Below are 11997 nucleotides of genomic sequence, written 5' to 3'. Positions count from 1 at the left end.
TTGTGTGCGGACAAAATCGTCTCAAAAGGATGTAATATCGTCCCAATACGCTAAAAAACATGTAATTTCTATAAATTTATCTGGCTAGTCGGTAGATCTCGCAAGCAGCCATCAGGAAGGCGCCGGTTCCGTATAGTTCGGTCATTTCTTTGGTTACTTTGCGGGGATCAGCTCCAACGGGTTGCACCCAGCCTAGTTTTCCGTCGCTCTCTACGGCAGAGCATAAGGCAGCCCATCCTTTTTCTATAACCGGGAGGTATTTCTCGGCTGGAAGATATCCCTGGTTGACACCATAAGCCAGTCCGTAAACAATAAATCCGGTGGCACTTGTTTCCGGTGACGGATAGCTGGCCGGATCTAAAAGGCTGGCATGCCAGAAACCGTCTTTGTTTTGCAATCCGGCCAGACGTTCGCTGATCTCTTTGAATAGTTGCAGGTAGAAAGGGCGGTATTCGCTATCGTCGGCCGGGAGTGTCTTTAATATTTCAGCCAGTCCGCCGATTACCCAGCCATTGCCTCGTCCCCAGAATACTTTCTGCCCGTTTGCTTCTTTCTGGTTGAAGTAGCGACTATCACGGAAGAAGAGTTTTTCTTCTTTGTCGTATAGATGATTGTAGGTGGCCTTAAATTCCGCATCAGCGAAGATCATATACTTTCTATTGCCGGTAAGCGTGTAGAGGCGGGTATATACAGCCGGTGCCATAAACAATGCGTCGCACCATGACCAGCGTTCGTAGGACAGTGGTTTGCTGTAATCGATATCCATACCGCCTTTGGAAGGGTTGTTGACTACCCAATCGATGCGTGCCAGCGTAGGGAGTAGCATTTTATCTTCCTTATATTTACCATACATGTCGATATAAGTCTGCGATACGCAAACATCGTCGGCATGATACATCCGGTCGGCCACCTGCCAGTGTTGACGGTTGAATACTTTTTTCATCCAGTCGAAATACTGTTCGTCTCCACTGAGTTCTGCCCAGTCGAACATCCCCATATAAAGAGCCCCTGCAATCCAGCCTTTTGGTTCACTGACTGCATATTTATTAGTAGGAAACTCTTTGATCTGCCAGTCTGCTACTTTACGTGCGATGGTTGTTACTTCATCTTTTTTTAAATCGGCAGCCTGTAGAGAGACTGCTGCACATCCTAGCATAATAACAGCAGCAATGTGTTTAAATGGTATTCGTTTTGAAATCATAGATCAGTTGTTTTATTAGATTAATAAGTTTAATCAAATGAATAAAACAACAAGTTTCCGCGAATACACAATCATCCCAAAAGTGAGTACAAACGTCTCATTTACTTTCTTGATACTCGGTAGGCGACATTCCGTATACAGCCTTGAAGCTTCGGGCGAAATAAGAACGGCTACTGAAACCGATGTGCTGGGCTATCTCAGACACATTCATATTGGATTCTTTCAGCAGTTTGGCTCCGGCTTCGAGGCGGATATTCTTTATCAGTTCGATGGGGGATAGACCCGTTACCGCTTTTACCTTCCGGTAGAAATTGGCACGACTCATACCAAGTGTCTGATAAATAACCGATACGTCCAGCTCCTGATTGGAGATGTTTGCCTTTACAATCTCGATATATTGAGTCAGGAAGTCGTTGTCCTCTTCGGGTTCTTCCACTCCCAGGTTACGGAGACTCAGCGATTCACCGTATATGTTTTTCATCTTTTCGCGAATAGAAAGCAGGTTTTTTATGCGTGCCTTCAGAATGGAAACATGGAACGGTTTCAGGATGTAATCGTCGGCACCGGCCTCCAAGCCTTCCTCTATCTGTGATACCATAGATTTACCTGTTAGTAGGATCACGGGTATGTGGCAGAGGTGTTGACTTTCCTTGATACGTTTGCATAGTTCCAGTCCGTTCATTTCAGGCATCATGACGTCGCTGACGATTATATGAGGGGAAGTTGTCTCCAGCAGTTCAAGCGCTTCTTTCCCATTGCTCGCTTTCAAAACGATGTAATCGAGCTGTAATTGATGTTCCAGATATTGCAGGACTTCCTGATTGTCATCTACCAGCAGAACCGTTTGTTTGTTGCGGGTTTCTGTTTCTTCTACAAGCAAAGCCACCTTTTTACTGATTTCGGAAGAGTGGGACAGGGGAGGCTCTTCCTCTTTCTTTTCGTCTTGTTTGGCGGTATCGGGGAGAAGGATCAGGAAAGTTGTCCCTGTTTCCTCCGTACTGTTCGTCCAGATACATCCCTGGTGTTGCCGTACGATCGAACGTGTCAGGCTTAATCCTATTCCGGTGCCGGACACTTCTTTGTGTACATCCTCTTCCGAGCGGTAGAAGGGTTCGAATATCTTGTCGGCTTCCTCTTTGTTGATTCCCTTTCCGGTATCGCTTATTTCTATCAGGATATAGCGGGATTCTACCAGGGTAGAACTGTCCTGTTCGGGGAACATGGCCAGTTCTTCGCATTTGTCTTGCGTTATCCGGCTGATACGTATTGTCACGTTTCCTTCTGCCGGAGTGAACTTGAACGCATTCGACAGCAGGTTGAAAAAGACTTTCTCTATTTCGGCTTCATCATAATAGGTAAAGAACGTTTCCGGTAGTTCGTTTTTCAATACGAATGTTATCTCCCGGTTCTGTGCCACGCTTTCGAAGGAGCGGTACATCTCCTCGATGAATGCCGGGAAATTGAAACGAGTCTTTTGAAGGATCGTTTTGCCGGCTTCATATTTCTGGATATCCATCAGGTTGTTGACAAGCAGCAACATACGTCCGGTATTCTTTTTGATCAGTTGCAGGGCATCCTTTACTTCCGGAGAGAAACTGACCCGTTGCAACAGATCGTTCAACGGATTAATGATCAATGTGAGAGGAGTTCTCAGTTCATGCGAGAAGTTGGTGAACATACGCATACGTTCTTCGTGCAATTCGTTTTCCTTCTCATGTTCCAACTGTTTGTACTTGGCCTCCCGTTCCCGTTCATGTTTGAGGTGCTGCCGCTGTACGATGGCTGCCACGATGACCGACAGGATACATAGATAGATCAGGTAAGCCCACCAGGTCTGGTAGAAGGGAGGGTTTACGGTGATGTGCAAGACAGCCTCTTCCGGGTTCCAGATACCGTCGTTGTTAGCGGCTTTCACACGGAAAGTATATTTTCCCGGGGATAAGTTACTGTAATAGGCTTCCCGGCGGTTTCCGATGTTGTGCCAGTTATGGTCGGCCCCTTCCATCATATAAGCGTACGAATTATTCTGGGAATGGATGAAGTTGAGTGCCGAATAGCGGATGGTGATATTTCCCTGGCTGGCTTCGAGCGTGATGTTGTTGTCGTATTGCAGGGGCAACAGTTCCTGGTAAGTCGGCAACCCTTCCGGGTCTACCTGCGTGTTTATCTGTAATGAAGTGATATAGACGGGAGGTATGTTCGGGTTTGTAATCGCTTTTTGCGGATTGATGGCCAGTATTCCTTTATTCCCGGAGAAATAAAGAGTCCCGTCTTTTGAAACGCAGTTGTTGGCATATAACGAGTATTCCTGTGTAGGGCTGTCGACCGGCCTGACCTGTTCGAACTTGTTTGCCGGACGGTTCAGTTTGTATAATTCTTTGCCGGTCACGGCCCATATATTTCCCTCTTTATCGATTGAAAGCGAATTGATGTAGCTTTCCGACAGACCATCTTCCTTCTGATAGTTTTGTATTACGTTGAGGTCTTTATCAAGCCGGAACAAGCCACCTTTGGTGGTGGCTATCCATATATATTGTCCGGAATCTTTCACGACACCGGATATACTTCCCAACCGTTTGTTTTTATCGCCGTTCTGCAACCGGGCGGTGAGGTTGACAGACGTTTTCTTGTTCATGTCGTAGACAAAAGCACTATCAGTGATGGCCCCGAATAGAAATACGTCCGGTTCCAGTTCTTTGATCAGGCACATTCCCCGGAATACCTTTTCCACACCGTCTACGTTAAACTTGTTGACCGTCTTACCCTTGTCCACCATGACGGTATGGTCGGGTGTATTGGTCGGTATCCATAACCGTTGCCGGCTGTCTATATATAAGGTATTGATGTCGTTGTATTTGTAGTCATGTATTTTCCGGTATTCCTCCTTACGGATGGAGAAGAGGTAAACGGAACCGAAGTGCGTGGCACATAATATGGAATCTCCCTGTATCAGGATGGCTTTGAGGATGTTTATTTCATAATTTCCGGCTTGCAAAGGCTTTATGGGGTAAAGCTTCTGTTCGCCGTTCCGTGGGTTGTAATAAAGTAGTCCCGCTCCTTCCGTGGCGAACCACATATTGCCTTTGTTATCTTCCTGACCTTGTCCCAGTATACCGGCAAAGGCTTTCGGAGTGATGAATGAGGTCGGTCTATGGAAAGGACTGTGGTAGTTAACACCGGCGGAATAGGTACCGACCCAGAGTGTCTGGTCGCGGTCGATCAGCAAACTATGGATGGAGTAATGGCTGAGTGCTCCTTTCGCTTTCATATCCATGTTGACAGCCGTGATGGTCATGTCGCGGGTGTTCAAGATGTTGAGTCCCCTGAAGGTGGCGATCAATACCGAATCTTTGCCGAATGGAATAAGATGGCGTACGGAGTTGTTGTTGAGGCCCGAGTTACCGGTGTTGAGGCGTCTGAATGTTTCGTCTTTCTTATTATAAACACATAGACCGTCTTCATTGGTACCAATGAATATATTATTGGCTACACCAGCCAATAATATAGATATTGTACTTATAGGAAGTTTTTGTGGGTTACCGGAACTATCCGGCAGGAAATGCTTTTTCAGCTTCCAGTCGGTAGAGTATACATAGAGACCTTTATCTTCCGTTCCGATAAAAATATCCCCGTCCTTATCCTGGATAATGGAATGAATGGGCGAATCCATTTCTTTCAGGTAAGGCATTTCTTCGACCGTCTTATCCGGATTACACTTTAATATGCTCCGGGTGGTGAGGGCATAAAGTTCGCCGTCTGCATGGAGAAGGAAGTTATTGACCGCATTCGTCGTTATCTCCGGGTTGATAGCCTGGGGATAACGACGGATGATCTGTTGCGTCCGGTAGTCGATGCAGTTGACCCCGTTGGAGGTGCCGATCCAGATGTTTTTCTCTTTGTCTTCGGCGATCCGGCGGATGTAATTGTCACTGATAGAAGCCGGATTGTTCACCTCGTTCTGGTATATCTTAAACTCGTATCCGTCGTAACGATTCGCCCCGTTGCGTGTACCGTACCATATATATCCGTCCGAGTCCTGGAATATATTCATAACGGATACCTGCGACAAACCGTTTTCTACTCCCAGGTGGGAAAAGAAGAAAGGGCTGTTATTGCCGTAAGCCGTCAACACGCCACAGGCAAGGAGAAGCCAGGCTATGATAAGTTTGTATATAGTCTTCATTCCTGGTTATCCTCTCTTAATCCGTATTGTGCATTCGCGCGGAACCCCAGACGGACGATCTTCCCTTCTTCCTGCAAGGCTTTCAGATCTTTCAGGGCAGTATATTTCGAGCAACCGTTGAGCGAACGGCACAGGAAGGTCGAGATCGTATCATTCTTTTCGATATAAGCCAGAATGTTAGCCTTGCGCTTTTCTTCCGTGTATCCTTTCAGGCGGCTGGGCTCGTCGGCACGTTCCACCTTCATGTATCGCAACTCGTTCTTCAACTCTTTGGAACAGCGGAATACTACTTTGTGGAATTTCACCAGATGGGGTTTGATCTCTTTCTCTGTTGTCAGCGAAGGACATTTAAGCGAGGCGTTGAACGTCCCCAAACCTTCCAACTCGACAATATCGCCGTATTTCAGGTGAAAAGCGATCCGGCTTTTCAGCGCGTCCAGCATCCCTTTCACATCGGCTGACGAAAAGGAACTGATCTGTGAGATCTCTTCGCAAAGAGCATCGATACGTACGGTATATTGGTTCACCTGGCGGGCGTGGAGGTTTTCCTTCTTTCCCGGGTTTCTGAATAGGTTGTAAGTGGCTGACATCTGCAGTACTGTTAAAGTGTTTATATAGGTTGTTATTTGGCTCGTCCCGGTCTTCTTTTCAAAAGACTGCCTTCTAAGTTTCCTTTCCTCGTGACAAAAAGTTTGTTCGACCTCCGTCAGACAGCTGTCCGACATTGGTGAGACAGCTATCCCACCCGGGTCGGACAGCTGTTCGATTGCCGTCGGACAAAGATTAGGATAGCACCAAAGATACATTATATTGGGACAAAATGTATCTCTCACGGCATCTTTTTTTATTTATCCCCGGGTGAAGGCGAAAAGAACTCTTCTATCGGCACGTGTCGGCCTGCAGTCGGTACTTATTCGGCTTAGTAGGGAAGTTTGGCGGCAAATAGAGACAATCTTGATCGGTAATGAGATAATTTTATTAGTAAGTATGGGAGTGGAGAGGTATATTTGCAACTCATTCAATTAACAAATCATGAATAAACGAGTATTAAGTTTAACCTTATTGTTAGCCTGCCTGGGATTGATGACGATGCAGGCGGAAGGCCGGAAAGTGGAGTCTTTTAATTCCGGCTGGTCATTTAAGAAAGCTCCGGCGGAAAAAGAGCTGGCCCTTAATGCCCCGAAATGGGAGAGTGGCTGGTCGGAAGTGGAAATTCCCCATACTTGGAATGCCAAGGATATGCAGGTACAGGCCAATAATTTTTATGAAGGGGCGGCTTATTATAAGAAAAACTATTTCTTCCCTGCCGACCTGAAAGGGAAGCGGGTCTTCCTGCGTTTTGAGGGTGTCGGTTCCTGTGCGGAAGTGTTCGTGAACGGAATGCTGGCTACTTCTCATAAAGGCGGTTATTCGGCTTTTGCCTGTGAGATCAGTCCGTTGCTGAAGGTAGGAGAGGAGAATGAGATCATCGTAAAGGCGGATAACAAGTCGCGTCCGGATGTGATTCCGGTCAATCATAATTTGTTTGGTGTGTATGGCGGTATTTATCGTCCGGTATGGTTGATCGTTACCGAACCGTATAATATCAGTGTTACCGATTGTGCCTCTCCGGGCGTTTATATAACCCAGAAGAATGTATCCAAAAAGCAAGCGGATGTGAAAGTAAAGGTCAAACTGGATAACGGAACCTTGCAGCCCGTCCCTGTGACCTTACAGAATACGATCTATGACCAGGAAGGGAAACAGATTGCAACGAACAGCCAGTCGTTCGAACTGACTGCACAGGGTGAACAGGCTTACGAATCTTCTTTCACAATCAAAAAGCCGACGTTATGGCAGGGACGTGAAAATCCGTATCTGTATAAGGTTGTCAGCCGCCTGATCAAAGATGGGCAGGTGATCGACGAAATGGTACAACCGTTGGGACTGCGCAAATATGAAATTGTAGCAGGTAAAGGCTTTTATCTGAATGGAGAGAAGTACCCGATGTACGGTGTTACCCGCCATCAGGATTGGTGGGGACTGGGTAGTGCCCTGAAGAATGAGAACCATGACTTCGACCTGGCTACTATTATGGATGTCGGTGCAACGACTGTCCGTTTTGCTCATTATCAGCAATCCGACTATCTGTATTCGCGTTGCGACAGCTTGGGACTGATTATCTGGGCGGAGATTCCTTTTGTCAACCGTGTTACCGGCCAGGAAGCGGAAAACTGCCGTAACCAGTTGCGCGAAATGATCCGTCAGAGTTTCAATCACCCTTCCATCTATGTGTGGGGATTGCATAATGAGGTCTATCAACCGCACCAGTATACAAAAGAGTTGACCCAATCGTTGCACGACCTGGCAAAGACGGAAGACCCGGATCGTTATACGGTGTCGGTAAATGGATATGGTCACATGGAACATCCGGTGAACCTGGTTGCCGATATCCAGGGAATGAACCGCTATTTTGGCTGGTACGAAAAGAAAATACAGGATATCAAACCTTGGGTGGAAGGACTGGAAAAGGAATATCCTCACCAAAAACTGATGCTGACCGAATACGGTGCTGATGCTAACCTGAACCATCAGACCGAATATCTGGGAGATGCCCTGAACTGGACAAAAGAATTTTATCCGGAGACATTTGCCACCAAGACACACGAATATCAGTGGAGCGTGATTGCTGCCCATCCGTATATCATCGCTTCTTATCTTTGGAATACGTTCGACTTCTGTGCCCCGATGTGGGTTCGCGGCGGTGTACCGGCCCGTAATATGAAAGGGTTGGTTACTTTCGACCGTAAGATCAAGAAAGATTCTTATTTTTGGTATAAGGCCAACTGGAGCAAAGAACCTGTACTGTTCCTGACACAACGTCGTAACTGGGATCGTGAGAAAAAGGAAACATCCATCACTGTTTACTCCAATATCGGTACGCCGACAGTCTACCTGAACGGTAAGGAACTGAGCGGTATTCGTGAAGGTTATACGCGCGTACATTATATAATAGATAACGTGACGCTCGATATGGGTAAGAATATCGTAAAGACAGTCGTAGTGAAAGACGGCAAGACCTACGAAGACGAAATCGAATGGATGTATAGCGGAGAAAAGAAACGCGATTCGGACCAGTCGGTCAACAAAGAAGAACATGCCGGATTCTGATCTTTAGTCGATATTAGAGAACGCAGATGACGCAGAAGATACAGAGTCTCGCAGATTTATATAATTATTTAGTCTGCGAGATTCTGCGTTTATCTGCGTCATCTGTGTTCCTTAATATTGTCTTTCTCACCACCCATTGTAATGTATCTGCTTCTTGTTGAATTTATCCTTCGGCTTCTCTATGCCTATGGGGTAGCCAATCGGAATAACCGTAAGAGGAATGACGTGGTCGGGCAGGTGCAGGGCATCTCGCACAACATTCATCCGTTCGGGATAAGGATAGGCGGCCGTCCATACGGCTCCCAGTCCTAACGATTCGGCTGCCAGCAGTACGTTTTGTGCAGCAGCGGAACAATCCAACTGCCAGGCATTGCCGGATTTGACGGTATCGCCACAAACGATAATCGCCTGTTTGGTCTCTTTCAACATACGGGCCAATGGTAATCCGTCTCCCATCGTATCCAGGATATCACGGTCTGTTACGATGATAAACTCCCAGGGACGGCGGTCTCTGGACGAAGGGGCTGCCATTCCTGCGCGGACTAATGTTTCCAGCTTCTCTTTTTCAACCGGTTGCTGCGTATATTTACGTACGCTTTTGCGGTTGAAGATTGTTTCCAATGTCTGATTTTCTTCCTGACTGTCTTTTGATTCTGTATGGTTGTTGCAAGCAACCAGGACAGAGAATAATGCGATAAAAGAATATGTCCATTTCATACTGCAAACATACAAATTGAAACGGATAAAATCCGGAATTGCAATAAGATTATTTCTATCTTTGTGAAGTCACTTTAAAAATCAAAATCATGTCGATCAATTCAATAAACAGGCGTCGGGAAGACTTGATAAAGCAGATCAGTCAAATAGAAGACGAAGAATTGCTGATCTCTCTGGAAGATCAGATATTTGCTTATCAACAGCAAGGTGATCGGGAGCCATTGTCATCTCCGGAGAGTTTTCAGATTCGTTCCGCAGAACATTTTCGTAGCTTGATCGATCAGGTGCTGGAGGATGATCGGAATGGGAGGATGTTGGATGCGGATGAAGTTTTTGCTGAATTGGAAAAAGAATGGGGTATTGAAGAGGAAGCTGGCAATAGATGAAAAAGTTAAAACGTATCATGTCTCCTTTGGCTAAAAGACAATTAAAAGAATTGAAAGCTTTTAATCAAGTCTTGTATGGAGAATCAAGAGCCAACCAAATATATTTTTCAATAAAGGAATGTCTTCGGGTTTTGGCTGATTTTCCGGGTTTAGGTTATGTAGAGCCTACATTAAGAGACTACCCTCAATGTTTTCGGACTTTTGTTCAGCATCCGAATCTAAAGATCGTTTACTGGGTAGAAGCAGGTGCCGTAAAAATAGCCATGTTCTTTGATACTCACCAAGAACCGGGAAAGCTACGTTATACAATAGAACATAGCTCCGACTGGGTATGTGAAGATATGGAACCTTACGGTTGAGACTGCTTCTGACATTCAAAGCAATAATAGATACTTCCTCCCATATAACTCTCTTTTCGTATATCTTCTCCGCAAACCGGGCAAGGCTTGCCAACGGTATCTTTGGATAGTATGGGGATATAGCGGCCTTTATTTCCGAGCAGGTCTGTTTCCGAATTACGTCCGCCTGCCTGATAGATTTCCTGAAGTGTCGCTTTTATACAATGATACAGCGTATCTTTTTGTCTTTCAGATAATATGTTGATACGAGTCTTAGGATGGATACGGGCTTTGAACAGGATGTCCTGTAAAACACCGTTACCTAATCCCGGTATCGTTTGCTCGGTCGCAAGGAAGGCTTTTGCCGTTTTCTTTTGTTTCTCCTCACTGTTTATCAGGCTCAGAAAATAGGTTTTGTCGAAAGCTTCCGAAAGCACCTGCGGCTTGGTACGTGCCCCTTCACGATAGGAACTGAAGCTACAATCGAAAGTACCGTCTGGAAAACACATGACTGCCCCGTACATCCGGACGGATCCCATGATACAACTCTCGTCTTCGAAAGCAATGAGCAACTGGTGTTTTTCCGGTATCTTTTCACCGGGAGCGTAGTACCGGATATTCATTCCGTCTCCGAATAATAAACGCACATCTTCTATATCTATCTCGATCAGACCACCATAGGCATGGGCTTCCCCGATTATCTTACCGGTAAGCATCCCCGAATAATTAGCCGGATCTCCATAGAACCATGCAAACTTATGAGGTGTATATCCTGCGCTGACAAATGTTATTCTTTTCCCTTTAATCGTTTGATTCATCTGCTCGGAGATGTACAAGGCTTCCGGTGCTTCTATCATAATTGTATGAATTTTAATGTAGACTAAGATCGCTTTGAAAAGAACAAATATACAAATAACTCTCTTTTTATCAATAAAATGGAAGTGGCTTCAAATAAAAAAGGTTGACTGATTTTATTCTGTCAACCTTTTTCTTGAAGTAGTATCGTTGCTTATTGCATGCCTTCAGTTGTCATTTCTTTATTGATCTTCTTTACCAGACCTTGCAGTACAGCACCCGGACCTAGTTCGATGAAATGGTCGGCTCCGTCTGCAATCATGTTTTGAACACTCTGAGTCCAACGAACCGGAGCAGTTAGCTGAGCGATCAGGTTTGCTTTGATCGTTTCAGGATCAGTTTCACCTTTAGTGCTTACATTCTGATAAACCGGACAAGCAGGAGCATGGATCGGAGTTGCTTCGATAGCAGCAGCTAGTTCGGCACGGGCTGGTTCCATCAGCGGAGAGTGGAATGCACCACCTACTTTCAGTTTCAAAGCACGTTTAGCACCGGCAGCCAGCAATTTTTCGCAAGCAGCATCGATTCCGGGGATTGAACCGGAGATAACCAGCTGACCCGGACAGTTGTAGTTTGCACAAACAACGACTTCGTCCTGAATACTTGCACAGATTTCTTCAACTGTTTCATCCGGCAAAGCCAGTACGGCAGCCATTGTAGAAGGAGTGGCTTCGCAAGCTTTCTGCATAGCCATGGCACGTTTGGAAACCAACACAAGGCCGTCTTCGAAAGACAATGCTCCAGCAGCAACAAGTGCAGAGAATTCACCTAACGAGTGACCGGCTGTCATATCCGGTTTGAACTGGTCACCTAATGTTTTAGCGAGAATAACCGAGTGTAAGAATATGGCAGGCTGTGTAACTTTAGTTTGTCTCAGATCTTCGTCTGTTCCTGCGAACATCAGGTCTGTGATGCGGAAACCAAGGATATCGTTTGCTTTCTCAAACAACTCTTTTGCAAGGGGATTGTTATCGTAAAGGTCTTTTCCCATTCCGACAAACTGTGCACCCTGACCGGGAAATACATAAGCTTTCATCTTTCTAATCTTTTTCTAATTTCAGTTTTTTAAGACGGTGCAAAGGTAATAAATTTAGAATAAGAGAGTGACTATTCATTACAAATAGTATCTTTGCCCCTTATAAAAGGTGAATATTTAATGACTAATAT

9 protein-coding genes are annotated in these 11997 nt (G+C 45.6%); 3 read left to right on the top strand and 6 right to left on the bottom strand.

Annotated elements, in window-relative coordinates; all coding sequences use genetic code 11:
* Positions 1–76: 76 nt before the first annotated feature.
* The 3 genes from BQ7394_RS15630 to BQ7394_RS15620 form a co-directional block, all read right to left on the bottom strand.
* Positions 77–1201: a glycoside hydrolase family 88/105 protein gene (locus tag BQ7394_RS15630; protein WP_075558276.1), complete on the bottom strand. Its 1125-nt coding sequence runs from the start codon at positions 1199–1201 to the stop codon at positions 77–79.
* A gap of 97 nt (positions 1202–1298) precedes the next feature.
* Complete coding sequence (locus BQ7394_RS15625; RefSeq protein ID WP_075558275.1) at positions 1299–5384, bottom strand: hybrid sensor histidine kinase/response regulator transcription factor; 4086 nt, start codon at positions 5382–5384, stop codon at positions 1299–1301.
* Positions 5381–5974 carry an HU family DNA-binding protein gene (locus tag BQ7394_RS15620; protein WP_075560068.1) on the bottom strand — a complete coding sequence of 198 codons (594 nt, stop codon included), beginning with the start codon at positions 5972–5974 and terminating at the stop codon, positions 5381–5383. The genes BQ7394_RS15625 and BQ7394_RS15620 overlap by 4 nt, the downstream gene beginning before the upstream one ends.
* 499 nt (positions 5975–6473) lie before the next feature.
* Here BQ7394_RS15620 and BQ7394_RS15615 point away from each other — a divergent pair, with 499 nt between their 5' ends.
* Positions 6474–8534 (top strand): glycoside hydrolase family 2 protein, encoded by a 2061-nt coding sequence (locus tag BQ7394_RS15615; protein WP_394333716.1) that lies wholly within the window; start codon positions 6474–6476, stop codon positions 8532–8534.
* A gap of 126 nt (positions 8535–8660) precedes the next feature.
* On the opposite strand, the gene BQ7394_RS15610 is transcribed toward BQ7394_RS15615, so the two are convergent.
* The gene (locus BQ7394_RS15610; protein ID WP_075560067.1) at positions 8661–9251 is read right to left on the bottom strand and encodes a nitroreductase family protein; all 591 of its coding nucleotides are present in this window, start codon (positions 9249–9251) and stop codon (positions 8661–8663) included.
* Between the two features lie 89 nt (positions 9252–9340).
* Here BQ7394_RS15610 and BQ7394_RS15605 point away from each other — a divergent pair, with 89 nt between their 5' ends.
* A complete protein-coding gene (locus BQ7394_RS15605) occupies positions 9341–9637 on the top strand; it encodes a hypothetical protein (protein WP_075558273.1) in 297 nt (98 codons plus the stop codon).
* Positions 9634–9996: a type II toxin-antitoxin system RelE/ParE family toxin gene (locus BQ7394_RS26295; protein ID WP_235848760.1), complete on the top strand. Its 363-nt coding sequence runs from the start codon at positions 9634–9636 to the stop codon at positions 9994–9996. Before BQ7394_RS15605 ends, BQ7394_RS26295 begins: the two co-directional genes overlap by 4 nt.
* Here the strand turns inward: BQ7394_RS26295 and BQ7394_RS15595 are convergent.
* Entirely contained in the window at positions 9987–10832 is an 846-nt protein-coding gene (locus BQ7394_RS15595) for an endonuclease VIII (protein WP_075558272.1), read from the bottom strand. The two genes, BQ7394_RS26295 and BQ7394_RS15595, sit on opposite strands and share 10 nt — an antisense overlap.
* Positions 10833–10984: 152 nt before the next feature.
* A complete protein-coding gene (gene fabD / locus BQ7394_RS15590) occupies positions 10985–11866 on the bottom strand; it encodes an ACP S-malonyltransferase (protein ID WP_075558271.1) in 882 nt (293 codons plus the stop codon).
* Positions 11867–11997: the final 131 nt, after the last annotated feature.

Origin of the sequence: Parabacteroides timonensis, assembly GCF_900128505.1 — a bacterium.
Classification (GTDB): Bacteria; Bacteroidota; Bacteroidia; order Bacteroidales; family Tannerellaceae; genus Parabacteroides; species Parabacteroides timonensis.
This window is presented reverse-complemented; position numbering and strand designations above follow the sequence as displayed.

Coding starts and splice junctions, on each gene's coding strand:
- BQ7394_RS15625 (WP_075558275.1), bottom strand. CDS start 5,384: ATGAAGACTATATACAAACTTATCATAGCCTGGCTTCTCCTTGCCTGT.
- BQ7394_RS15615 (WP_394333716.1), top strand. CDS start 6,474: ATGCAGGCGGAAGGCCGGAAAGTGGAGTCTTTTAATTCCGGCTGGTCA.
- BQ7394_RS15620 (WP_075560068.1), bottom strand. CDS start 5,974: ATGTCAGCCACTTACAACCTATTCAGAAACCCGGGAAAGAAGGAAAAC.
- BQ7394_RS15605 (WP_075558273.1), top strand. CDS start 9,341: ATGTCGATCAATTCAATAAACAGGCGTCGGGAAGACTTGATAAAGCAG.
- BQ7394_RS15610 (WP_075560067.1), bottom strand. CDS start 9,251: ATGAAATGGACATATTCTTTTATCGCATTATTCTCTGTCCTGGTTGCT.
- BQ7394_RS15595 (WP_075558272.1), bottom strand. CDS start 10,832: ATGATAGAAGCACCGGAAGCCTTGTACATCTCCGAGCAGATGAATCAA.
- BQ7394_RS15630 (WP_075558276.1), bottom strand. CDS start 1,201: ATGATTTCAAAACGAATACCATTTAAACACATTGCTGCTGTTATTATG.
- BQ7394_RS26295 (WP_235848760.1), top strand. CDS start 9,634: ATGAAAAAGTTAAAACGTATCATGTCTCCTTTGGCTAAAAGACAATTA.
- fabD (WP_075558271.1), bottom strand. CDS start 11,866: ATGAAAGCTTATGTATTTCCCGGTCAGGGTGCACAGTTTGTCGGAATG.